The organism is Paenibacillus hemerocallicola (genome assembly GCF_006265175.1).
GTDB lineage: Bacteria > Bacillota > Bacilli > Paenibacillales > NBRC-103111 > Paenibacillus_AB > Paenibacillus_AB hemerocallicola.
Window position 1 is genome coordinate 285,016 of sequence record NZ_VDCQ01000001.1, and the last position, 24,367, is coordinate 309,382.

A 24,367-nucleotide genomic window follows, 5' to 3' on the forward strand; every position below is an offset into this window, starting at 1 on the left:
TTACGATAACGGACAAGAAGGTGAACGGAATGAAGAAAATTGGTTTTATCGACTATTTTTTGGATGAATGGCATGCGGAGAAATATCCGGGCTGGATCGATAGTGCGACCGGCGGCGAGATGAAGGTCGCCTATGCATACGGCAAAATCGATAAGCCGGGCGGTCTAGGCAACGCCGAGTGGTGCGAGAAGAAAGGGATCGAGCTGCTGCCGTCGATCGAAGCCGTTATCGAGAAAAGCGATTATTTGATCGTACTGTCGCCCGATTACCCGGAGTATCACGAAGAGCTGTCCAAGCTTCCGCTGCAATCCGGCAAGCCGACCTACATAGACAAAACGTTCGCCCCCGACCGTAAAACCGCGCTGCTTCTATTCGAATGGGCGGCGAAATCCGGTACGCCGATGTACTCTTCCTCGGCGCTTCGCTTCGCGTCGGAATATGCCGGGCTGGACAAGGAAGGGATTCAAACGATTTGCAGTACGGGGCCGGGAAAGTTCGCCAATTACTCGATCCATCAAATCGAGCCGATCGTAGCCCTGATGGGAAGCGACGTCAAGCGCGTCATGTTTACCGGCACGGACCATTCTCCAGCATTGTTGATCGGGTATGCCGACGGCAGACAAGCGACCGTCAATCATTTCGGAAACGGGACTTCGTTCGGCATGATCGTCGATTACGCCACTGGGAATGCCAAGTCGATCAAAATTGCGTCAGACTTCTTCGGAGCGTTCATTCAAAGCCTGGTTGCTTTCTTCGAGACGGGCAAAGCGGTTGTCGATCTTGCGGATACGGTCGCGATTATTACGATTATCGAGTATGGCTTGAAGGCGGCCCAAACTCCGTATCAATGGCTGGAGCTGCCTGACGCGTAGACGATAAACCGGACGATTGAATAGATGCAGCACCGGAACGCCTGCCGCAATGTGCGCAGGCTTCTTTTTGTCGTCCGCACATGCAAATGCAGGAAGTGGCTTTGCCCGGAAGCGCGTCCCAAGTAATCAAGCAATATATCGATGACGGAAGTCGGATATTGGGCGTTTTTGCGTGCGGTCGCACATCCTTGAGTATCGTCGACAGATGTTTTTCCTATAAATGAGTCAATTATGAGGGTTGCGTCAGTGACTTCATAATTTCATAATGTTGCCGGATGAGGTATGATGGTATAGACCGCAATGAATTTTCGGAGGGAATGAATCTGGATACGTTTGCTTGTTTGTATATTGTCCGGGGGGACCCTTTCCGGCCTGGAACCTGTCTGAATTTATCCTTCGCGGAAACGGTCATCGGCAGAACGTCCGCCGAGTATTCCCCCGACTTTTCTTTCACGAACGCGTTTATATCAAGGAAGCATTTCGTTATTCGCAAAGAAGGCGAGCAGGCGGTTTTATACGATTTGGGAAGCCGCCACGGAACCGAAATCAATGGGGTAAGGGCTATCCCCCACACCCCTTATCCGCTGCAATCGTGCGATATGATCAAGCTGGCGAAAGGCATGACCGTCATTCATTTCTCCTACTTATTCGGCGAGCAGACGATGGAGCTTGAGCCGCTCGGCGTCACCCAGCAGTGGGAGGAGCCCCATGGACCTTTGACGATCCAATGGGAAAAGCGGGAATGCGTCATCGACGGCAAACGAATCTCCATGTCGGAGAAGGAATATTTGCTGCTTCAGCTGCTGCACGAGCATGCAAACCGGCTGGTGTCCATCGGCGAAATCAAAGCGGCGGTATGGGCCGACCGGGCCACGGGTCCGGATGGAATACCGGATGTCAGTATGGACGAGCTTAACGCGTTAATTTACCGGATACGCAAAAAATACGGCAAGGATACGTTTCTTATCAGCGCTGTGCGCGGCAGCGGGTATATACTGGAGAACGATCCTAAATAGCGAACCTGAATCGGAGGCTGATCATGCGATATATACAAGTGGAAACGAGCGGGGCGCTTAACGGTTCCGTACATATTCCCGGCTCCAAAAACAGCTCGCTTGCGCTGCTGGCCGCAGCATGCATGGCCGACGACGTCGTCACGCTGGAAGGCATCCCCGCAATCGACGATATGAGGCAAATCGTCGGCATCGCCAGGGATATCGGTCTGGATTTGCAAAGACAGGACAACGGGGACGTTCGATTGGATCCCCGCTTTATTCATAGCGCGACGATCGATCCGGGCAAAGCTTCGGCCTACCGGGCCTCGTATTATTTCGCGGGCGCGCTGCTCGCGAAATTCGGCCGGGTGACGATCGGATTTCCGGGAGGGGACGATTTCAAGTCCAGGCCGATCGATCAGCATATCAAAGCATTCCAGGCGCTGGGAGCGACAGTTACGTTCCGAGAGGACCATTATGTCGTGGAAGCGTCGGAGCTGCGGGGAGCGGACATTTATTTCGATACGATTTCGCACGGGGCGACGGTCAACGGCATGCTGGCCGCCGTTCGGGCCAAAGGAAGGACGCATTTGTATCATGCGGCCGTCGACCCGGAGGTCGTCGATGCGGCTGCGCTGCTTAATCAGCTCGGCGCCCGTATATACGGAGCGGGGACCGATTGCATACGCATCGAGGGCGTACCTTATTTGAACGGAGGGATTCACGCGGTTATTCCCGACCGGTTGGTTGCCGGTTCGTTTCTGATGGCCGTGGGCATGACCGGAGGACAAGTAACGGTGAAGGACGTTATACCGGAGCATATGGGTTCTTGCATCGCCAAGTTGAAGGAGGCCGGGCTCGAGATCGAGATCGGCGAGAACAGCGTCACCGCGATCGGGTCCGGGATTGTCAAGGCGACCCGAATCCGTACCTCGATGTATCCGGGCTTCGCGACGGACCTGCAGCAGCCGATGACCGCCCTTTTGCTGATGGCGAAAGGGAAAAGCATCGTGACGGAGAAAGTTTTTCCGCATCGGTTCAACCACGTTCCCCAGCTCCGCAGGATGGGAGCAGAGATCGAGCTTCGCAAAGATAGCGCCTTTATTAAAGGCGGACGTCCGTTGGTCGGAGATTGGGTTCATGCGACGGATGTTCGCGCGGGTACATGTCTCGTATTGGCGGGACTCGTAGCCGAAGGCCAGACGCGGATTACGGGCGTGGAGCATGTGGAGCGCGGCTATACGGATATTATAGGCAGTCTTCGCTCGCTCGGGGCGAATATTTCCCTTGTCGAAAGGAAGACGGAAGCCGGGCAATGCGGCTCGGACTGCATCTGACCGTCTGCGCTATGCAATCTGACGAATTACATACGAACAAACATTCGGTATAATGGAAGCCGGATAAGTATTCCATTCGCGGAGGTTGTTCTATGGGACGAGTTGTGGCATTGGAGATTAGCAGTCGGGACCCGGAGCATGCGGCGCATTTTTATGGATCCGTATTCGGCTGGAAGGTTACGGCCCCGAACCGGGGATACCATCCCCTCACAACTGGATTGCGTCAGCAGGCAGGGATCGACGGCGGCATTTCCAAAGGGACGCACGACTTCCGCATGGAACCCGGATGCAAATCGAAGTCGGCGACATCGATGAAGCGATCCGCCAATCCATAGAAAACGGAGCGCAAATCGTAAGAGGGAAGATGGAGTTCGACGATTTTTATTTGGCGTATTTGGTTGATCCTGTCGGAATTTCCTTCGGCCTGATCCAGTATAAGTAAGGTGTCCGTATAGCATGCTCAAAGCGCTTGGCCTCCGGGCTCGGCGCTTTTTTGGTTAGGACAACTTAACGCTTTTTTGGTTAGGACAACTTAATCCGCAAACGCGCGCGATCGGGGAGGGTTGCCGTATTGACTAACAAGCGAGGAATAAAGGAAATTGCTTCCGTTATTTACTTGAAACCGGACATCGATTGCAAAATAAAGGAACCGCGTTCCGTTATTACACCGTTTGCGTCCCTTTTTTCCACTAAAAGTATGGATAACGGAGCTCAGTTCCGCTAATTCCGGAGGAATTTCGGAAACCGTGACATTAACGGAAAACAGTTCCGCTAAGTTTCGCTACGGAATAATCCGCGTGAGAATCGACCACCGGCGTTGCCAGCATGGTTTTCGACGATTTGAAGCTGCCCCGGTCGCCGGGCACCCCGGAGCCGGACAAGTGGGGCGGCAAAGTGACGAGTCTGGAAGCGCTGTTGGAGCTGAATCCGGATCATATCGTGCTGATGGCCGACAGCGACCAGAACGTGCTCCAGCAAAGCAAAATATGGAGCGGGCTGCAAGCGGTAAAAGCGGGCAACATCTACAAGCTGAGCAGCATCCGCAATTATAACGAAGCTTTTACGGCGCTCGGCAAGAAAGCGCTGTCGGAGCAGTGGCCGCCGAAATTATGAAAAACGTCAAACGATAAGGCGCTTTTCGGTTGGAACATTCCGAGGAGTCCCGCACCTCATGCAGCCAGCACGAGTTTGTATAAAAAAGTGCAAGAGAATGGACATTGCGCGGATAGGACGGCAAGGCCTATAATCATCCTGTATTTAATGAGAATGATAATCATTACAGCGGGAGTGGAGTAGGTCATGACAAAGGCAATTCGGACGAAGGCAATCGGATTTGCGCTATTGCTTCTCGTAATCGCAAGCTTGGCGGGGTGCGGCGGTCAGCAAGGTCCGGCGTCGGCGGAGAACGGAAAGGCGAATCCGGCAAGTAATGGAGCCGCAACGGAGTACCGCGTTGTAACGGATGCATTCGGGGAAGTGAAAGTGCCGGTTAAACCCAAGAGGGTGGCTGCGCTTTACTTGGAGGACTATATGGTGGCGCTCGGCGTGAAGCCGATCGTGCAATGGCAGCATCCGACATGGGGCAAGCAGGATTACCTCGGTCTGGACGATGTACCGGCGTTTGACATTACCGGAAGCGTAGAGGCTTTGCTCAAGGCGGAGCCGGACTTGATCATCGTGGATGGAGGGGTGGATGCCAAACGGTACGAGCAATATTCGAAGATAGCTCCTACGTATCGGATGCCCGACGAGATCAATCAGAATACGGCGAAAGTGTTGGAGAAGATGGGAGAGCTGCTGGGAATCCCGGATAAAGCCGGTCAAATTTTACAGCAGTACAATCAGAAGGCCGCCGATGCCAAGGCTAAGCTGGCCAAGGCCGTCGGGGAGCAAAAGGTCGCGGTCGTCAGACTCAATATCGGCGACAAATCATTGGCGGTGTTCAACGCGGAGAAAGGCTTCGTCGGCCCGACCGTATACAAGGATCTCGGCTTGAAGGCGCCGCGTCTCGTCGCGGATATTAAGGACAACCATGCGCTGTTGTCCCTGGAAGTCATTCCGCAGCTCGACGCCGACCATATTTTCATTTTCCCGTCCAATGGCAATTGGACATCGGCGGATAATCAGGAAGCGATTAAAGTATTGGACAGCCCGCTTTGGCAATCGATACCGGCCGTCAAGAACGGCAATGTCCACAAGCTGGATCGGACGTACTGGCAAACATGGGCGATTACGGCGAATACCAAAAAAATCGATGATGTGCTCAAGGCGCTGATCAAGTAAAGCAAAGAAGAAGCTCGTTCAAAAGTATTGAACGACTTCTTTTTTTGTTTTACAATAAATGATAATGATTCTCAATCGAGGTGATGCAGGTTGAACGAAAATGAAAACCAGCCGGTCGAACGTCAAGCCATCCATTACGCGATGACGGATATCCGGTATCGCATTGGCTCGACGGTTTGGCAAACCGAGCTGAATGAAGCCGATGCCCGTCTCATCCTGATCGTAACCGCAGGTGAAGGATGGATCATAAAAGAGCGGTCGCGGATCCGGCTGGAGCGGGGCCAAGTCCATGTGTTCCCGCCTGGCTCAAAGGTGCATTTCGACTATTCGGGCGGGCGGCCCGCATGCTTTTACGCCTTGTATTTCGTGGCGGAACGGACGGAAGCGGGCAAGCGCGAATCTGACCTGCTCGTGTCGGAGGCTGAAACGTTTCTGGATGAAAGGATATTGGAGCCGCAGCCGTTCGCAAGATTCGTGGAGCTGCTGGAAGTATTGTACCGGTACCGACACGATCATGAACCCCAGCAATCGTTCTACCGGCATATCCGGTTTTTGGAGCTGCTCGGTTTTCTTTTGTTCAGAGCAGGCATCGGCAAAGACGACTCGCAAAATACGAGAATGGCCGTAGAACGTTCGATCGAGCGGATGCGACGGCAATTCCGGGAAGCGACGACCGTAGAACGGCTCGCGGCGGAGGCGAACGTCGGCCGGTGGCAATATACGCGTCTGTTCCGGGAGCTGACGGGCAAAATTCCGCTCGATTTTCTGAATGGATTGCGGATCGACCATGCCAAACAGCTGCTCAGGTCGACGGGCGACCGGCTGTACGACATTGCCGCGAACACCGGGTTCAGCAACGAATATTATTTCAATCGCCGTTTCAAGCAAACGGTCGGCGTAACGCCCTCGCTGTATAGACGCGTGCATCAGGGGCAGCTTCCACACGGCGAGGTGCGTGTCGTAGCGCCATGTCTGGAAGATTTCGTACTGGCGCTCGGCATCCGGCCCGTTCTGCAATGGTCGCACGCCAAGTGGGGCAAGCAGGATTACCTCGGACTCGAGCATACCCCGGAATTCGAAATTACATCCGCCGACTTTGGGATGCTTACCGAATACAAGCCGGATCTTATCCTGCTGGACGGAGGATTGGACCGGAGCCGGTTCGAGCCATATGGCCCGACGTACCAAGTGAAAGAAATCGGGAAAGATTGGCGTTCCTCGCTCAGGACGATCGCCGAGCTGCTCGGATGCCCGAATCGGGCGGAGCAGGTCATCCGGGTGTACGACGAGAAAGCGGCGGCAGCCAGGGACGTTTTGACCCGGCTCGTCAGAGGCAAGTCCGTGGCGGTTCTTCGCATTTCGGCCGGTCAAATAAGTTTTTACGGCATTTCCAGCTGCGACTATATCCATCCGATTCTATACGGGGATTTGGGCTTGACGCCGCATTCGTTCGTTCGCGAGCTGACCTTGACCCATAATCGCGCGTTTCTTACGCCCGAGCTGCTCTCCCGGCTCGACGCGGATGTGCTGTTCGTCGCTTTCGATAAGTTTCATTCCAATAGGCGCGGAGAAGAAAGAAAGGTGCTGCAGGACCCGCTGTGGCGCGCCCTGCCCGCCGTAAGGAGCAACAGCGTCTATGAGGTCGACTTTTTGAGCTGGATGAACTACGGCGTTATCTCGAACGGGAAAAAAATCGACGACGTGCTGAACGTGTTGGCGTAGACTTTATCCAAGCGCCGGTTGTCGATAAGTGAACCTTAAGGCTGATGCTAAGGCTGAGAGAGCCGGACGGTCTGATTCGAAGCCACCGACCTTCTGTTGCGATCCGGCGCACGGGAAGGCGCCGTCCCGTAACCCGGTCCGCTTGCCCGCCATATGGCGGGCTTTTCTATGTCGGGGGACATTTGTGGTACAATGAATAGTAAAACGTGTTGGAGTGATCCGGTGAGTTACCAGTTTGCTACAGAATATGAAAATTACGAAGATTTGGCTAGCGGTCGGGTGCTTTACAATCAGCACGGCTCGACCGCTTTTCCCGTCCGGCTGGCGAGCGAGCTGTTCCAGCGCGGTAAAGCTATCTTGAGCGGCAAAGGGAGCCGGGGCCCCTACCGGATCTATGACCCTTGCTGCGGCGGAGCCTATATGCTCGCTTCGATCGGTTTTTTGCATGGGGAGGATATCGAGTCGATTGCCGCTTCGGACATCGATCCGTCGGCCGTTGACTTGGCCTGCAGAAACTTATCGCTGCTGACGGCGGAGGGACTGCGGAAGCGTGTCGAGCAAATTGAGCAGATGCATGACAGTTACGGCAAGCAATCGCACGCGGAAGCATTGGCGGGCGCGGAGAGACTGCGGCAACGGATCGGCTCTTTCCCGAAATCGGCCGGGATCTCGGAATGCTTCGCAGCGGACGCAACGCAACCGAATGAAAGATTGAAGGGCAAGCGGTTTGATATCGTCCTGACGGACGTCCCATACGGCAACAAGGTAGAGTGGAACACGGAGGCGAGCGATCCGGCCGGGCTGCTGCTGGACCGGTTGGAGCCTGTGCTGGCTCCGGCATCGGTCGTCATTCTCGTATCTGCCAAGGACTTTAAAATTACTCACGTCCGTTACCGCAGACTGGGTCAATACAAAATAGGAAAAAGACGGGTTACCCTGCTGGAATCGTTGGCGAATGTCCCGACCGATTGACAGGAGTGCATCATTTGTTGCACTATGAGGGTAATGCGGAGCGGAAAGGAATTATCTTCATGACAGACGCGAATAAAGTAAAGCAAATAATCGACATCATGGCGAGAAACGGCTGGAGAATTACGGAGCAGCGCCGGACGTTGGCCGAAATTTTCGTCAAAAACGAAGGGTATTTATCCCCGAAGGACGTATACGACCAAATGACTGTCGATTACCCGAGCGTCAGCTTCGATACAGTCTATCGCAACCTCCGGCTGCTTAGCGAAATGGGAGCGTTGGAACAGTTCTATTTCATGGATGGAGGGCTGAAATTTCGCGGAAGCTGCACGAGCCATCACCACCACCATCTCATCTGTATCAATTGCGAGAAAACGTTGTCCTTCGAATATTGTCCGATGGACCATAAGCTGGAACTTCCCGGCGAGTTCAAAATAGTGAATCACCGGTTCGAGGTTTACGGGATATGCGAGGAATGCCAAGCGGACCCGGCTGCATCATCTTGATTGCCGTCCGGATAGCCGAGCCGATCTGAAGCAGGAAGTGAGCGCCGCAGGGCGTGAATCTCCTGCTTTTTTCTTTGCAGGAACCATTGCCGGTCACCTAACCCAAGCGGATGGAGGTCATGAATAGGATGAAAATGTCCAAACCCGGCAGGAGGGAAGAAACGGCACAAGGCTCGCACGACGGCGCTCTTGCGAAGCAAGCTCCACAAAGGGCAATCCTCGCGCCGCGTGACGATGTGTTCCAGCTTCAGCGTACGATCGGGAACCTAGCGACGGGAAGGCTTCTGCAGCGGAGGTTCGATGCGATGCGGACTCCCTCGGCGAGCGGACGGCCAGTCATCCAGAGGTATGCGGTAGTCAAGTCCGGAGACGACCGGTATCCCGTCAAGAAAGAGTATCGACGATTGCTGAAAAATAAGGACGCATCGGGCGACGAAGACTTCTTTATTAGTCAGGAGGAGCGGGACGGCAGCTTTTTCGGCAAGGAAAAAGGGGCCGATGACAAGTATGGGCCCAATCTGGTGCGCAAAAGCAACGCCAATTTGATGGTTTCCGATCAGTTGGACTTGGCTATCGAGGATACGAGCGGCGAGCCGAAAGTGTTCTTCGCAACGAAGGAGCGGGTAGACGAAGCGAACGAACTGCTGGAAGGCAAGGTCAGGCTCAAAACGACGGGAAAAATATTGCAGATTGCGAGCGAGGGCGGCATCAAAATGTTGTTTCAAGTCATTCCGGTCGTACCCGACAAAAAAGAGCGGGGCCTCGATGTCAAGACGCCGCAACGGTGCAATGAAGCCGCTCAATTTATTACCGGCGAGATAGGGCTCGACCTGAAAGGCAACCGAAAAGTGTATCAATTAATGACCGAGTTGCTGAGTCGGGTGACCGGACGGGATTTTGTCGGCGCATATACCGAGGCCTACAATCTGGCGGTCGATACCGGCAAAACAAATGCGCTATTGGCGATTATGGATGAGATCAGCACCGAATTCCGCCGTGTCAAGGACGATGAGGAAACGATCGAAATCATGAAAGAGCTTAATATGAACGAGCATATGATGCCGAAAATCGGAGATGCGATTACGACGTTCGGCATTGCTACTGCGGCGGAGGAAAGCATCGCCGATAAAAGCGAAATTTTCATGTACCACTTTGCCGGAGTCGTCGCCCGCAGCGGGTCGGACTATATTACGATGGAAAATTATGCGCGACGCGACGAGAAAGGCAAAGGTACGTTGTCCGGCGGAGATCCCTTATACTTTTTCAAAATGCACGGCAGCGCCGAATCGGAAAAAAATTGGCACAACAACATGCTCGGGACCGGCAACTTTATAGGTGCGGTCATTTCATTCGTGGTCGGTTGAGAAAAGGCCGCCTTGCGCCCCATGCGCCCCATTCCGAGCCCGGAAGCTGCAGTCGGCTTTCGGGCTTTATCATTGACGAATATATGAGCAAGTGATAATATGTTGGCAACAAGGATGGGAGCTGGAGGTTTGCGGGATGAGCGAAGAGAATAAGCCGAAGGAATGGTCGTTCAAAAAAAACGTGGCGTTTACAGTCCTCGAGGAAGACCGGCACGCCGATCATAAAGATGACGGATGCGACGCAACATGCGGTCATGGTCCGGGCCGCCACCATACTGCGCATGCGGAGACCGCGGAGGAAGAAGGGCGCTTGGTTCCGAACGAACGCGTTCGTTCGTACCGGATCGAAGGGATGGACTGCAGTTCCTGCGCCATGACAATCGAGAATCATTTAAGGATGAACCCAGCGGTCAAGCAGGTCCGTATCCATTTCGCTACCGGAAAGATGCAGATCGAGCATGACAACACCGCCGATGACATCGTGCAGGAAGTGAAAAAAGCCGGGTACCGGGCCACCCCGATTTATCCGATCGGCGGGGCGGAAGTTCGTCAAGCCGGATGGCGGGACCCCCACCAGTCTATGACCGTTTTATCCGGCGTTCTGCTCCTGTTCGGTTATTTGGGGCAATTCGCCGGCGTATCGGATGATTTCCGGACGCTGCTGTACGCTCTGTCGATCATCGCCGGAGGGTACAAACCGGCCAGAAGCGCCTTCTACGCGATCAAGAGCAGATCGCTCGATATGAACGTATTGATGACGACCGCCGCGATAGGCGCGGCCTGTATCGGCGAATGGCTCGAAGGCGCCACGGTCGTTTGGCTTTTTGCGATAGGCAACATGCTGCAAACCCGGTCCATGGAGCGTACCCGGAATTCGATCCGCGGACTGATGAGCGCAGCTCCCGTCGAGGCGTGGGTGAAGCAGGGCGGTCTGCTCGTCCGGAAGCCGATCGGCGAGCTTGCGATCGGGAGTACGATCATAGTCAAGCCGGGCGAGAAAATTCCGTTGGACGGCGACGTCATAGACGGACAATCCGCCGTCAATCAAGCGCCGATTACCGGAGAGTCGGTTCCGGCAGATAAAGGCGCCGGAGATCCCGTCTATGCCGGCACCATCAACGAGAGTGGCGCTCTGGAGATCCGCGTGACGAAGTTGGCGCAAGATACCGCGATCGCCCGTATTGTGCAGATGGTCGAGGAAGCGCAGGAGAAAAAAGCGCCGTCGCAAGCGTTCGTCGATCGGTTTGCAGCCATTTATACGCCTCTCGTGTTCGGGTTGGCCGTTCTGGTCATGATCGTTCCTCCGATTTTGCTGAGCGAGGCATGGAGCGAATGGTTGTATAAAGGGTTGGAGCTGCTCGTTATCGCATGCCCGTGCGCGTTGGTCATCTCGACGCCGGTTGCGATTGTTTCCGCAATCGGGAGCGCGGCCCGGAACGGGGTGCTTATTAAAGGAGGAGCTTCGCTCGAGAAGGCGGGACAGCTGACCGCGATCGCTTTCGATAAAACCGGCACGCTTACGACCGGAAAGCCGCGCGTCGTCCATACAACCGTATGGGAAGGCAACGAGACGGATTTGCTGTCCATCGCCCGGACGATCGAAGAGCGTTCCAAGCATCCGATAGCGGCGGCCATAGTAAGGCAAGCGGAAGAGCGCGCCGCTCCCGTCCTGGTCGGAGCGAACTACAACAATTTTGTCGGGAAAGGCGCAGGGGCAACGATAGCGGAGGTCGAGCATTTCGCCGGCAGTCCGAAGCTGTTCGAGGAACTTGGAGCGGGACAGGGTACATGGCAAACTGAAGCGATCGCAATGCAAAGGGAAGGCTATACGCTCGTGCTCGTCGGGACGCGGGAACGGGTGATGGGCATGCTCGCCGTAGCCGACACGGCTCGGGAAACGACCGTAGAGGCTATACGCGGCCTGAAGGAGGTTGGCATCCGTCACACGGTGATGCTGACCGGCGATAACGAAGGGACTGCACGCAAAATAGCGGGGGAGTCCGGAATCGATGAATATTTTCCGGAGCTATTGCCGGAGCAGAAGGTAGGCTCGATCGCTCGATTGCAGCAGCGCGGCGAGCGCGTAGCGATGGTGGGGGACGGGATCAATGACGCCCCGGCGCTCGCCGCAGCCGATCTGGGAATCGCGATGGGCGGCGCCGGAACGGATACGGCGATGGAAACGGCGGATATCGTGCTGATGGCCGACCATTTGGAGAAGCTGCCTTATACGGTTCGGATAAGCAGGCAGGCGCTGCGGATTATCAAGCAAAACGTATGGTTCTCGCTTATCGTCAAAATAGTCGCCCTGCTGCTCATTTTCCCCGGATGGCTTACGCTTTGGATGGCGGTGTTGAGCGACACCGGTGCGGCGCTGCTCGTAATCCTGAACAGCATGAGGCTGCTCAGGAAAACTCATTGAATCGATAGCATGATGGACAAATAAGCGGATACGACGAAAAGGATACCGACGCAAGCCGCCTGCCACGGCTTGCTCCGGCTCCAGCATCTGAACAGCAGCAAGAGCAGGCCGAGCGATAAGGCGGCCAATACGAGGCTGACCGGGTCGATGCCGGGCATGACCTGCATCTCAACGCTTGCATCCCCTCCATATATCGCCCGGAACAGCAGGGAGGGGACGAGAGGCTCCGGATTTTCGGGATCGTCGTGCGGAGGTCTCTGCATGCCCATGAAAGCGGTAGCCGCGAAGATCAGCGTGACGAGGACGCTTTCCGCCCTGAACCAAGGTCTCGGATCGAACATCGGATTACGCGCCAATTTGCGTTTCATCCAAAATCCGTTCATGACTCCGAAGGCCAGAACCGGAACGAACAGAAGATGCTTGATCAGGAGCGCTTGCCCGTACGAAATGATCCAGCTGTTCGTGTAATCGGGAACAATATACGCCATCATGACGAAGCCCGCCCCGACAATGACGAGCACGCAAGCAATGGCCAGCGGATGAAACCAGCGCAGAAACCGAAGCCAGTTGTCGGAGCGGTCGGCAAACCAGCCTGCCGCGAGCAGTACCCCGATCCATACGCTGGCAGCCGTCAGATGGAACGATTGCGCCAGAAAGCCCCAAGACTCCGACTGACCGGCGGCATGGCTTGCCCAACCGTACGAGAACAGCAATCCGAGCGTCAGCACAGCCGCAATCGCATTGGATACGGAAGACCGGTTAATATCCCGGAACGTAAGCATTGCCAAGAACAGGGTGCAGCCGACGAACATCCAGATCCACGCCTTGCCGAACTCGAGATCGAGCAGGACGTCGTCGATGATTTCCCAGAAAGGGCCGGCGAACTGGGTAAGGAAAATCGTATTTTTAATGACCGGCACAAGGGAAAGAACGGCTATTCCGATAACCGCATTGAAGAGCAGCGTCCCCGGGACCCGGACAGCCGGCTTGGCGCTTGCCGGTACCATGTTCAATAGTACGACTCCGCTTACGAATGCAAAGCAAAGGTACAGCAGCGTTTCCGAAAAATAGGCGTACATGTCGGACTCCACTCCATTGGAAAGCCTCTTGCATACCGCGAAGAGGCTCTTATTGTTAATATCTGTTAACTCGGCATCGGAGTAGGCGTCGGTTTGGCGAAGCCGGATTTGTACGTTTCGTCGATGACCTGGCGAATTTCCTTCGCCGTTTTGCCTTGCTCCTTCAGCTTATACGTCGTAACGGCGATCTGCATGCATACCCCGCACCGGGTGCCGTGATCGTCCCACACGACGGAGCCGTCGCTCTGAATTTCTTTAATAAAGCAGTTTTTGTTGCTTTGATGTCCGACGCTGTCCCCGCAGCCGCAATAACATGGCATCCATTGGAGGAAATCGGCGGATTGGGCGGCAACCTTATAGGCGATCCGGATCTCATCGCGCTGCTTGTCCAGAAACGAAGGCAGCTTCTCGATCGAGGCCGTCTTCTCCTGTATGTCTCCCGCGGCCGTCTCGTGGGGATGATCGTGTCCGGCCGAAGACGATTTCTCCCCGCCGCATGCGGCCAGGACAAGGAGCGACAAGCCGACGACCATCGTAGAGGCAACTCGTATTTTGCTCATGATACACCTCAAATCGGAAATAATGTAATTTTAATTGGGCATTCTTCCATCATCATAGCACAAATTGATTATGTGATCGTTTGCTCATATGACAATTGTTCGAAAAGTTGTTCCATACGCGCGAACGAAATCCAGCCGAGGTTTGTTATACTTGAAGTGACTTTGCTATATGAAAGGATGTACGCGGGTGATGAACAAAACCGGGATAGGCTTGCTCCTATCCGTCCTGTTGCTGCTGCTTGCGCCGGCAACCGTTTTTGCCCATACCGGGCTTCAGTCTTCCAGTCCGGCGAAAGGGGAGACGATCGATAAGCCGCTAACCGAAATCCGCATGGAGTTCAGTACGGATATCGAGCCATTAAGCACGTTCGAACTTAAAAACGAGAAGAACGAATCGGTCAAGGTGTCCGGCATCGGCATCGACAAAAGCGCCATGAGCGGTAAAATCAACCCGGCTTTGCCAAACGGAGAATATACCGTGACTTGGAAAATTATCGGCCGGGACGGACATCCCGTCGAAAACAAGTTTTCCTTCACCGTCAACATGCCGCAGCAGCCTAATCAAATCGCGCCAGATACGGCTGACGGCAGCGGAGACCCGAATAAATCGCAGCAGGCAGCGCCCGAATCGGAATCCGACAAGACGGGCGAGAATAAAACCGTACTTGTCGCGGCTATTGCGTTGTTGGCGGCAGCGCTTCTGGTCGCACTGGCGTACGCGGCGAGAGCGAAGAGGAAGAAAACTTAGTTCGATGGACGCTTCATGTGTCGGGGAGGGCTATTTGTGAACAGTGAACGGTTCGAAGCAATTCGCCGGATGGCGCTGTCGCTGCCGGGAGTGACCGAAAGCGTATCCTACGGCACGCCATCCTTCAAGCTGAAGGACAAGCTGCTGGCACGGTTACACGAGGACGGAGTCTCTCTCGTCCTGAAGATGGATTTGTCCGCGCGGGATATCGTCATGCAGGTCAATCCGGAAGTATATTCCATTACGGAGCATTATAGAAAGTACCCGTATGTGCTGGTGAAATTAACGGAAGCGGATCCGAACGACCTGAGGGAGCATTTCCAAGCGGCGTGGCGCACGGTCGCCCCGAAAAAAATGTTCAAGGAGTTCGAGTCGGGAAGCGGTCCGACGGGTGAACGGCCATGAACAACATCGTCATTGATTTAACGATGCCCCTGTACACGGGAATGAGGGTATTTCCCGGCGATCCGGAGGTAAAGCTGGAAATTGTCCATACGCATGAAGCGAATACGTGGGAATTAAGAAGATTGGAAATGGGGTCTCATACCGGTACGCATGTCGACGCATATTCCCACATGCACGAAGGCGGGGCAACTTTGGATGAGATTCCGCTTCACCGCTTTTTCGGCAAAGCCCGGGTCGTGGAGCGCCATTCGGACTGGCCTGCGGAAACGGGCCTCTTTTTTACGGACGAGGCAGGCATGGAGTTGGCGGATAAAATCGTATCGCGTAAACCGGGCTTTGTAGGCGGGAATATTACGGAAGAGCTCCAGAGAACGCTTCTGGGCCATAGTATCGTCACCTATACGGACCTGATTAATCTGGAACGCATCCCGAAGGAGCAGAATTTCATGTTCTACGGATTGCCTCTGAAAATTAAAAATGGAGACGGCTCGCCCGTCAGGGCAATCGCGATCCTGGAAGGCTAATGATCTGTAGCGGGCTGAAAATGCCAGACATTTTCTATACGGCAGAGAGCCTGGCGCCATAACGTCCTTATCAAGTCGCATCGCTGTGCTTATCGCGGAACGTCATGGCCGACATGCCGGAAAATTTCTTGAATAGGCGGGCGAAATAGGCGATATCCTCGAAGCCCAGCATTTGCGCGATCTGCTTGACTTGCAGGTTCGTCATCCGCAGCAGCTTCTTCGCTTCGGAAATTTTTAACCGGTTTACGTATTCGTTCAAGGCGTACCCGGTGTTCTGATGGACGATGCGGCGCAGCGTGGAGCGCGAGATGTGGTTGCGCTCCCATATGTCGCGTTCTTCCCAAGGCTTGTACAAGCTCTCTCCGATATCCTCCAGTATGCGCATAACAAGCTCCGGCTTGCGTTCCGGTCGGACGCCCGACTTACGCCCCTCGTTCGCGCTGCAAAAATCGTAGACGAGCGATTCGAGCAGCAGCGAAGCGCGGTCGGCGTTGTCGGCAATGCCGCTTTCCATATAATCCCCGATCGTTTCTATTTTGTGAATCCATTTCTTGTCCAGTCCGACGCGCTGCACCTTGTCCGGCTCCAGGATGAGGCTGTCGAGCCATTCCGCAACGCGCGGCCCTTCGAAATTGACATAATATTCGTCCCAATCCTTACCGGCATCGGGCCCGAAATGAAACACCTCGCCCGGGTATTCCCAGAACAGGCTCCCGGCCTCGAGCCGTTGTACCGGTCCATCTCCGATCTGGTATGTCCCGCTTCCCCGTACGATATAGGTGAACGCCCAGCTTTCTGTCGTAGAATTGCGCCTCATGGGGGTTCTTCCCGGCAAATGTCCGAATTGAAGCGGAGTCAGTCCTTTGATTTTCAGCTTGGAGCGGTCGACCTTCAATTCGATGATTCGGATCGGCAAAGAACTGATCATATAGTCCAAGAACTTGGTCATCGTCCATCTACTCCTCTATCGGCAAACCCTGATATGGTTATAAGGGATAGCCTATTATAGCAAAGTCGGCGCGATCTGTCGAAGCTTGCACGATTAGTAACGGAGGACTACTTATGAGACTTCACTTTACCGGTGAAATTTCGGATTTAAGAGATGGAATCGCCGTCCTGGCTGCCGATTTCGGGTTCGTTTGCGCTCCCGATGGATTATCTGTTCGAGTCGTGCGGCATGAAGGGCCGGAGTTGTCGGTCTTTCGGGAACGGGGGGAGATCGAGCTTTCCTATAATCGCCGCATCCATTTTTTTCGGGCGTTGGGCCTATTGGTGGAAGCGCTGCGAGACGGGCTCGATTCGTTCTCGATCCGTGAAATGCCGCAATTCAAGATGAACGGTCCGATGTTCGACGTGTCTCAAGGCAATGCCGTCATGAGAACGAATACGGTCAAACGCTTCATCCGGCTTATGGCGATTATGGGCTTGGATATGTTCATGCTGTACACCGAGGACAGCTATGACGTCAAGGAACAGCCTTATTTCGGTTACATGCGCGGCCGTTATTCGCTGGACGAGATCCGCGAGCTGGACGACTATGCCTTCATGCTAGGTATCGAGATGATTCCTTGCATCCAGACGCTCAGCCATTTGAAAGACGTGCTGAAATGGAGCGCCTTCGCCGATATCCGCGACGACGAGGAGACGATGCTGGTCGGAGAGCCGAAAACGTACGAGTTTATCGAGCAGATGATTGTTGCCGCCGCTTCCGCCGTCCGTACAAAACGGTTTCATATCGGGATGGACGAGGCGTGGAAGCTGGGTCAGGGCGAATATTTGAAGCTTAACGGTTACCGCTCCAAATTCGATATCATGAACGAACACCTGCACCGAGTATTGGAAATTACCCGCAAGCACGACCTTGAGCCGATGATGTGGAGCGACATGTACTTCCGGGCAGGCTCCGAGACGGGGGCCTATTACGACCAAGCATCCGTCATTCCCGAACGCGTCATCGAAGAAATGCCGAAGGACGTTCAAATCGTATACTGGGACTATTACCACGCCGACGAGTCATTTTACGAGGATTGGATACGCCGGCATAAAGCATTCGGTTCGACTCCGGTATTCGCCGGGGGCATCTGGAACTGGAAAGGATTCGTCTTGAATTACGGGCTGACGATGCGTTCCACGAATGCGGCATTGAACGTGTGCAAGCGAGAAGGCGTCGAGGAAATCATCGCCACGCTGTGGGGGGATGACGGAACGGAGTGCGATTGGTTCTCCGCGATTCTCGGATTGCAGCTGTTCGCCGAGCACGGCTATGCGTCGGAGCTGTCGGAAGAGAAGCTGCGCAAACGGTTCGCGTTCTGCACGGGCGGACGTTTCGACGACTTTATGGATATTCGCTGGGTCGACGAAATTCCGGGCATCGAGCGAGATAATTTGGCGAATGCCAATCCGTCCCGCGTCATGCTGTGGCAGCACCCGATGATGGGACTGTTCGACTCCAACCTGGCTGGCCGGGGTCTGGAGGAGTATTATGCGAGGCTCGAGAATAGATTCGAGTCGTATGCGGAGCGGGGAGGCGAGTTCAGGTTCGTGTTCGATATTCTCCGCAAGCTGTGCTCGGTGCTCAAGATCAAGGCCGAACTTGGTATCCATCTCGCGGACGCTTACGGCAGACGTGACAAGGAGAAACTGAATGCTTATGCGCTCGGCATCATTCCCGATTTGATCCGCAAAGTTCGCGAGTTGCAAGCCGCACACCGGGATCGTTGGTTCGAGGTCAATAAGGCGTTCGGCTGGGAAGTGATCGACTACCGTTACGGCGGGCTTCTTATTAGCTTGGAGACGACGGTCACACGGATAGGCGATTTCACGTCGGGGAAGACGGATCGGCTCGAGGAGCTTGAAGAAGCTCGATTGCCTTTCCAAGGCAAGGAAGGGTACTTGGATTGCCAATGGTATCAATTCATTCCGACCGCCAGCCGGATCGCCCAGCCATAATCGCGGATTAGCCATTTGAGAGGAGAATGTCGAATGATTCACAACCAACCGGATAAATTGGTCAAAGGGGTAGCTTACCACGGTAACCGTATACTCAGGCATGTGGAAACCGATCTGCGGGATATCGTCAACCATCATTTCAATCTGGTCGTTCATATGTTCTCCCATACGGATTGGGACCGGCACCGCTCCATCATGAAGGAAATTATCCAGATGACGGAAGGACACGGACTGGACGTCTGGGTCGACAACTGGGGGCTCGGGGGCCCTCCCGGGGACAAGTCGCATTTTCTCGCCTATTATCCCGACAGTCACCAAGTGTATTCCGACGGAAGCGTCGATCCGGTGCGGGCCTGCCTGAACAGTCCGCATTTCCGCAGCTTTACGAAGGAATGGATCGACGTCGTTCGGGACATCGGGGGCAAAAGCATTTTTTGGGATGAACCGCATTTGGCGGCCAAATCGATGGAGAACGGCAAGCCGAAAGTGTTTACGTGCGCTTGCGAACGGTGCAAAGGGATGTTCCGGGAGCGGTACGGCTATGATATGCCGGCCGAATTGGACGACAAGGTCGAGGAGTTCCGGATCTGGTCGGTCGTCGATTATTTCCGCGAGGTGACGGAGCATAGCCGTAGCAAACAAATGGAGAATATCGTATGCGTTATGCTGGGCGGCTCTTACGGAATCAATCTGGACTCGATCGAAGCGATATGCGGTCTCGATACGCTGCAAAATATCGGATCCGATCCGTATTGGCTCGGCAAAAAAGACGTCCACCCTTACGATTTCGTGTACGAATCGACGAAGCGGAATTTGGACGTTTGCCGCAAATTCGGCAAAGACCATAATATATGGATCCAAGGATATGCCACGCCGTCCGGACGCGAGGAAGAGATCATTTGGGCGACGGACGCTGCATATGATGCGGGAGCAAGAAACATTCTCGTCTGGGGCTTCCGGGGGTCGGAATCGAACGATTACCGAGCCAAGTCTCCGGATATGGCCTGGAACGCCATCGGGGAAGCGATGCGGAGAATAACGGATCGCCATCATGACGGGATCAGGCGCAGCAGGCTGGAACGTATTAAATAATCGGAAAAACATCCGTAACGGCGCGGCACCCCGGATGTGCCGCGCCGGGTGGAGGGAGCGCGTGGTATGGACAGCGGTCAATTGGACGAACGGATTGCCGGTTGGGTGCGGGAGCATCGTTCCGTGATTGTCGGATTGGTATCGGATTTGATCCGGTTCCCGACCGTAAATCTCGTAACCGACGGCACGGAGCGGGATTGCCAGACATACGTGGCATCCGTGCTGGATAGCTTGGGGCTGGAAACGTCGCTTTACTCGCCGGAGGCGGCTCCGGGCTTCCGCGACCACCCGGCTTATTTTCCGGGCAAAGATTATGTTTCCCGGCCGAATGTTGCCGGACGCTGGAGAGGAAAAGGTGCAGGCAAATCGCTATTGTTCTCGAGCCACGCGGATACGGCGGTCGTTGCGCCTGGATGGTCGTCGTCCCCTTGGGAGCCCCGCGAGTCGGACGGCAAATTGTACGGGCTCGGTTCATTCGATATGAAAGGCGGATTGGCCGCTTCCGTCATGGCCGTCCGCTGCTTGATCGAGCTTGGGGTATGCCTGAACGGAGACGTGACGGTGGAATCCGTAGTCGACGAAGAATTCGGCGGCGCGAACGGAACGCTTGCAGGCAGACTGATGGGCTACAATGCCGATGCGGCCATTATTCCCGAGCCGACGAATATGGCGATTTGTCCGGCCACGCGGGGCGGCGCGTTGTGGCGACTGACGTTCCGCGGCAAGACCGGGCTGTCGTTCAGCGGAGAGACGTTGGTCAATCCGCTCTATGACGCCGGGAAGTTTCTCGTTTTTCTGGAACGGTTCGAACGTGAATTAGGCCGGGTTCATGGTCCTGCCCCGTGGTATAGCGAGACGGCAGGGCTGCCGGCAATCGCTACGCGATTCGTAGCCGGTGATCTGACAGCGGCTTTATGCGATGTCGGTCCAGAGCGGTGCGAGCTCGATATTTGGGTGGAATGCTACCCCGGGACGACGGAGCAACAGCTCATGCAGCAGTTGATAGAAGGCTATACGGCTATGTTCGAAGGGGCGCAGGTGCCGGAATTTCGCAAAATGATCCGCTTCTTGCCCGGTTCGGAGGTTTCCCCGGACTTTTCTCTGCTTCCGCTCCTTTCCGAAGAGGCAGGAAAGCTGAGCGGTGCGGTTCCGGTCATGCGAGGCGCGCCGTTCGCGTGCGACGCCTTCATATTCAATTTGTACAGTCCTACGCCAGCCGTCATTCTCGGACCATCGGGGGCGAACGCGCATGCGGCGGACGAATATGTCGAAGTGGATTCTCTGCTGATGCTGACGGAGCTGTATGCACGGATCATCGTCAAATGGTGCGGGGTTTCCCGCTTAACGGAAGGAGAACGGACATGAGAAAAGCAGTACGTACAAGCGAAGCCTCCGCGGGAGACGGACCTTATTCGCAAGCGATCGTGTCCGGCGGTTTCGTATTCGTTTCGGGCCAAGGACCGCTGGATTTGGAAGGACGAGTCGTCGGCGATACGATCGAGGAGCAGACCGCGCTTACGCTATCGAATATCGAACGGATTTTGCAGGCGGCGGGCTGCTCGATGGATGACGTAGTCAAGGTTAATGTCATACTGGCGGATATATCCGAATTTTCGAGGTTCAACGCCGTTTACCGGACCTATTTTCAAGAACCGATGCCGGCGCGTACTTGCTTCGAGGGCGGGTTGGACCAGATTAGAGTGGAAATCGACGTTATCGCGAAGTCGCGCGACTGATCGGAGGACGAACATGTTAAGATTTGCCGGAAAAACGGTATTGATCACCGGAGCGGGACGCGGCATCGGCAAAGCGATCGCTTTAAGGTTCGCATCCGAGGGGGCGGCTCTTGCTCTTGTATCCAATGTGGAGTCGGATTTGCTGGCAACCGCGGAGGAGCTTGCCGCGACCGGAGCTTCCGTGCGCACATTCGTAGTCGACGTATCGGATCACAATCAGGTCGAGGCGGCTGTCGGAGCGGCGGTGCGGCATTTCGGCCGTATCGACATTTTGGTCAACAACGCCGGAATCGCATGGGAGGAGCCGGTTCTCGGGATTACGCCGGATCACTGGAGAAAAATAATCGACGTCAATTTGAACGGCACGTTTTGGGTAGCCCAAGCCGTTGCGAATCGGATGGCGGAACAGGGCGGAGGCGTTATTGTCAACATGGCGTCTACGAACGGACTGGTCGGGGAAGCGAATTATGCCCACTACAACGCGTCCAAGGGTGGCGTCGTCCTGCTTACGAAGACGATGGCAATCGAATTGGGAGGCAAGGGAATCAGGGTCAATGCCGTTTGCCCGGGCTATATTCAAACGCCAATGTCCGAAGCGATCGACAGTCCCGAGTTTATCGAGCAATACATCCGTGCGAAAATACCGCTCGGCCGGGTAGGCAAACCGGAAGACGTAGCGGGCGTGTTCGCTTTTCTGGCCTCCGACGATGCCGCCTTCATTACGGGTGAGACGATAGTCGTCGACGGCGGGCAACTGGCTTTTTGACGGATTTCAAACCTACAACGGGTGCACGAAAGTGCATTCTCGAGGGAAATGGGGAAATCAAATGGGCAATCCGTGGAAAATGGGCTTGGTCGGTTTGGGAGGCTCCCGCCGATCCGCCGCGTATATGCATCATCCGCGAATTCGGGTAACGGCCGTATGCGATTCCGATTCGGCATTGCTGGAGAAAGCGGGGAACGAGCTGGGCGTTCCGGAAGCCGGCAGGTTTGAATCGTTCGAACAAATGCTGAATGCGGATATCGATATCGTCATGATCGGAACGCCGGTGCCCTTTCATGCCGAACAGACTATCGCCGCGCTGGAAGCGGGGAAGCATGTTCTGTGCGAAGTGACGGCGGCGTCGACCGTCGAAGATTGCTTCCGCATTATCGAGGCGGTGGAGAGAACCGGCCGGACATATATGATGGCGGAAAATACGGTCTATTTTCATTATTTTCAGAGCTGGAAGCGTTGGGTGCGGGAAGGGTTGTTCGGTACGATCTTCTACGCGGAAGGCGAATATGTGCATGAAATCCGCAGCCGGATCATCGATCCGCTGACCGGACAATCGTATTGGAGGGACCGCCGGGCGCCGCTGCATTATTGCTCCCATTCGCTCGGGCCGATATTGGAAATATTGAACGATCGTATCGTCAAAGCTACCGGCTCGGGGACGTCGAAGACGATTTTGCCGGCTGGAGGCGTCGGGTCGATCGACATGCAGGTCGCCTTGTTCGAGACGGCCGGAGGAGCGACGATTAAGCTGCTTCGCAGCTCGGTCGCTCCAAGGAAACCGGAGATCGGCCATTATGCGTTATACGGCTCCAAGGGACAGCTCGAGAACGGACGCGTCGGGTATGGCAGCGACGGCTGGATTTATGTGGAGGGACATCCCGAATTCGGAGGAACCGCCCAGCCTCTCCGTTGCGAAACGCGCGACCCTCTCGCCCCGGAGGAAGCGACGCTAGGCGGTCATGGCACGAGCGAATATTACTTGATTCGCGACTTTATCGATGCGCTGGACAGTGGGGCGCAGCCGCGAATCGACGTATACCGGGCAATGGAATTTACGCTTCCCGGCTTGATTGCCCAACAGGCTGTGGAGAAAGGGAATGTATGGCTGGACGTTCCGACCGTCCGATGATTCCGCCTCATCCCTATCACGGATCCCGATCATTATAGATCGGGATCTTGGCTCGTTGCGAAAGTGATCAAAAGAGGATGCATCGAAGGCGAGGGGGCGGGGAATGCACGCCACTTCAGTTAAGATCGTGTTTTCTTGATGAAAATTAGCGGTTACAACTCGATTTTAAAGTCAGACGCTTCGCTTTGCGTACATTTCCCCACCCCCTTTTAGTGGTTGCTATTCTCTTTTTTTAACTTTCTCAACACCCCGGCATCCCGATCCATATAGATCGGATTTTTTTTGACGATCCAGAATTTTTTGAGTTCGCTAAAGCAGCAAAGCTTAAAGGCTTCAAAGTTTAAAGGCTTCAAAGTTTAAAGGCTTCAAAGCTTAAAAGCTTCAAAGTTTAAAGGCTTCAAGGCTTCAAGGCTTCAAGGCTTCAAGGCTTCAAGGCTTAAAGGCTTAAAGGCTTAAAGGCTTAAAGGCTTAAAGGCTTCAAAGCTTAAAAGCTTCAAAGCTTCAAAGCTTAAAAGCTTAAAAGCTTAAAAGCTTAAAAGCGATGCTTCGATAAATCATGCCGCGAAATGGTGAATCAAGGAAAACTACCGCTTAATCGCGGTCGCTCATCCTTGAAATACGTCGATAGACGTTTTTCTTCTACGCCTGTAAACAGATGGAAAACCTACAGTTGTTTTTTTGCAATTCACGCTTTACTGACGATTACCTGGAAAACATACAGTTAATTCTTCGGTTCTAGTGCGGGTTTCTATCTTGCCAGGAGAATAGCTGTACATTTTCCATCTAAAGCTGTTTTTCGGACATCCGCTTCAAATATAGCTGGAGATTTTCCAGCTAATCCTCAAAAGACTTTCATTAGACCCGTCATCATCTAATCCTCAAAAGACTTTCAATAGA

Annotated in this window: 23 protein-coding genes; 20 read left to right on the forward strand and 3 right to left on the reverse strand. The window is 54.5% G+C overall.

What is annotated here, in order from left to right; all coding sequences use genetic code 11:
• The first annotated feature begins 29 nt into the window (after positions 1-29).
• The 11 genes from FE784_RS01525 to FE784_RS01575 all read left to right on the forward strand — a co-directional run bounded on the left by FE784_RS01525 (position 30) and on the right by FE784_RS01575 (position 12,470).
• On the forward strand, positions 30-872 hold the full coding sequence (locus tag FE784_RS01525) for a Gfo/Idh/MocA family oxidoreductase (RefSeq protein ID WP_139600339.1): 843 nt from the start codon (positions 30-32) through the stop codon (positions 870-872).
• 317 nt (positions 873-1,189) lie between these two features.
• The gene (locus FE784_RS01530; protein ID WP_246131848.1) at positions 1,190-1,888 is read left to right on the forward strand and encodes an FHA domain-containing protein; all 699 of its coding nucleotides are present in this window, start codon (positions 1,190-1,192) and stop codon (positions 1,886-1,888) included.
• A 23-nt stretch (positions 1,889-1,911) separates the two neighbouring features.
• A complete protein-coding gene (gene murA, locus FE784_RS01535) occupies positions 1,912-3,204 on the forward strand; it encodes a UDP-N-acetylglucosamine 1-carboxyvinyltransferase (RefSeq protein ID WP_139600340.1) in 1,293 nt (430 codons plus the stop codon).
• Positions 3,205-3,490: 286 nt separating this feature from the next.
• Positions 3,491-3,646: a VOC family protein gene (locus FE784_RS42575; RefSeq protein ID WP_342779066.1), complete on the forward strand. Its 156-nt coding sequence runs from the start codon at positions 3,491-3,493 to the stop codon at positions 3,644-3,646.
• Between the two features lie 383 nt (positions 3,647-4,029).
• Complete coding sequence (locus FE784_RS01545; RefSeq protein WP_139600341.1) at positions 4,030-4,317, forward strand: ABC transporter substrate-binding protein; 288 nt, start codon at positions 4,030-4,032, stop codon at positions 4,315-4,317.
• A 186-nt stretch (positions 4,318-4,503) separates the two neighbouring features.
• On the forward strand, positions 4,504-5,487 hold the full coding sequence (locus tag FE784_RS01550) for an ABC transporter substrate-binding protein (RefSeq protein WP_139600342.1): 984 nt from the start codon (positions 4,504-4,506) through the stop codon (positions 5,485-5,487).
• Positions 5,488-5,577: 90 nt separating this feature from the next.
• On the forward strand, positions 5,578-7,209 hold the full coding sequence (locus FE784_RS01555; protein WP_246131849.1) for a helix-turn-helix domain-containing protein: 1,632 nt from the start codon (positions 5,578-5,580) through the stop codon (positions 7,207-7,209).
• A 222-nt stretch (positions 7,210-7,431) separates the two neighbouring features.
• Positions 7,432-8,181 (forward strand): hypothetical protein, encoded by a 750-nt coding sequence (locus tag FE784_RS01560; RefSeq protein WP_246131850.1) that lies wholly within the window; start codon positions 7,432-7,434, stop codon positions 8,179-8,181.
• Between the two features lie 59 nt (positions 8,182-8,240).
• Positions 8,241-8,684 (forward strand): Fur family transcriptional regulator, encoded by a 444-nt coding sequence (locus FE784_RS01565; RefSeq protein WP_139600382.1) that lies wholly within the window; start codon positions 8,241-8,243, stop codon positions 8,682-8,684.
• A gap of 128 nt (positions 8,685-8,812) precedes the next feature.
• Entirely contained in the window at positions 8,813-10,048 is a 1,236-nt protein-coding gene (locus tag FE784_RS01570; RefSeq protein ID WP_139600344.1) for a hypothetical protein, read from the forward strand.
• Positions 10,049-10,184: 136 nt separating this feature from the next.
• Complete coding sequence (locus FE784_RS01575; RefSeq protein ID WP_139600345.1) at positions 10,185-12,470, forward strand: heavy metal translocating P-type ATPase; 2,286 nt, start codon at positions 10,185-10,187, stop codon at positions 12,468-12,470.
• Here the strand turns inward: FE784_RS01575 and FE784_RS01580 are convergent.
• Both FE784_RS01580 and FE784_RS01585 read right to left on the reverse strand, forming a co-directional pair.
• Positions 12,464-13,549: a copper resistance D family protein gene (locus FE784_RS01580; protein WP_139600346.1), complete on the reverse strand. Its 1,086-nt coding sequence runs from the start codon at positions 13,547-13,549 to the stop codon at positions 12,464-12,466. The two genes, FE784_RS01575 and FE784_RS01580, sit on opposite strands and share 7 nt — an antisense overlap.
• A gap of 65 nt (positions 13,550-13,614) precedes the next feature.
• Positions 13,615-14,109, reverse strand: coding sequence for a PCYCGC motif-containing (lipo)protein (locus FE784_RS01585; RefSeq protein WP_425465518.1), 495 nt, complete (start codon positions 14,107-14,109; stop codon positions 13,615-13,617).
• A gap of 190 nt (positions 14,110-14,299) precedes the next feature.
• Here FE784_RS01585 and FE784_RS01590 point away from each other — a divergent pair, with 190 nt between their 5' ends.
• Genes FE784_RS01590 through FE784_RS01600 form a run of 3 tightly spaced genes read left to right on the forward strand, consistent with a single transcriptional unit; the run spans position 14,300 to position 15,786 of the window.
• Positions 14,300-14,857, forward strand: coding sequence for a copper resistance CopC family protein (locus FE784_RS01590; RefSeq protein WP_246131860.1), 558 nt, complete (start codon positions 14,300-14,302; stop codon positions 14,855-14,857).
• Between the two features lie 36 nt (positions 14,858-14,893).
• Positions 14,894-15,262 (forward strand): MmcQ/YjbR family DNA-binding protein, encoded by a 369-nt coding sequence (locus FE784_RS01595; protein ID WP_176705885.1) that lies wholly within the window; start codon positions 14,894-14,896, stop codon positions 15,260-15,262.
• A complete protein-coding gene (locus FE784_RS01600; RefSeq protein WP_139600349.1) occupies positions 15,259-15,786 on the forward strand; it encodes a cyclase family protein in 528 nt (175 codons plus the stop codon). Before FE784_RS01595 ends, FE784_RS01600 begins: the two co-directional genes overlap by 4 nt.
• 70 nt (positions 15,787-15,856) lie before the next feature.
• On the opposite strand, the gene FE784_RS01605 is transcribed toward FE784_RS01600, so the two are convergent.
• On the reverse strand, positions 15,857-16,735 hold the full coding sequence (locus tag FE784_RS01605) for an AraC family transcriptional regulator (RefSeq protein WP_139600350.1): 879 nt from the start codon (positions 16,733-16,735) through the stop codon (positions 15,857-15,859).
• 113 nt (positions 16,736-16,848) lie between these two features.
• Between FE784_RS01605 and FE784_RS01610 the strand changes: the two genes are divergently transcribed.
• The 6 genes from FE784_RS01610 to FE784_RS01635 all read left to right on the forward strand — a co-directional run bounded on the left by FE784_RS01610 (position 16,849) and on the right by FE784_RS01635 (position 23,470).
• Entirely contained in the window at positions 16,849-18,735 is a 1,887-nt protein-coding gene (locus FE784_RS01610; RefSeq protein ID WP_139600351.1) for a beta-N-acetylhexosaminidase, read from the forward strand.
• 33 nt (positions 18,736-18,768) lie between these two features.
• Positions 18,769-19,827, forward strand: a complete 1,059-nt coding sequence (locus FE784_RS01615) for a hypothetical protein (protein ID WP_139600352.1) — start codon at positions 18,769-18,771, stop codon at positions 19,825-19,827.
• Between the two features lie 66 nt (positions 19,828-19,893).
• Complete coding sequence (locus tag FE784_RS01620) at positions 19,894-21,192, forward strand: M20 family metallopeptidase (protein WP_139600353.1); 1,299 nt, start codon at positions 19,894-19,896, stop codon at positions 21,190-21,192.
• Positions 21,189-21,563, forward strand: coding sequence for a RidA family protein (locus FE784_RS01625; RefSeq protein WP_139600354.1), 375 nt, complete (start codon positions 21,189-21,191; stop codon positions 21,561-21,563). The genes FE784_RS01620 and FE784_RS01625 overlap by 4 nt, the downstream gene beginning before the upstream one ends.
• A 13-nt stretch (positions 21,564-21,576) precedes the next feature.
• Positions 21,577-22,329 carry an SDR family NAD(P)-dependent oxidoreductase gene (locus tag FE784_RS01630; RefSeq protein WP_139600355.1) on the forward strand — a complete coding sequence of 251 codons (753 nt, stop codon included), beginning with the start codon at positions 21,577-21,579 and terminating at the stop codon, positions 22,327-22,329.
• A gap of 61 nt (positions 22,330-22,390) precedes the next feature.
• Positions 22,391-23,470 carry a Gfo/Idh/MocA family protein gene (locus FE784_RS01635; RefSeq protein ID WP_139600356.1) on the forward strand — a complete coding sequence of 360 codons (1,080 nt, stop codon included), beginning with the start codon at positions 22,391-22,393 and terminating at the stop codon, positions 23,468-23,470.
• Positions 23,471-24,367 lie beyond the last annotated feature (897 nt).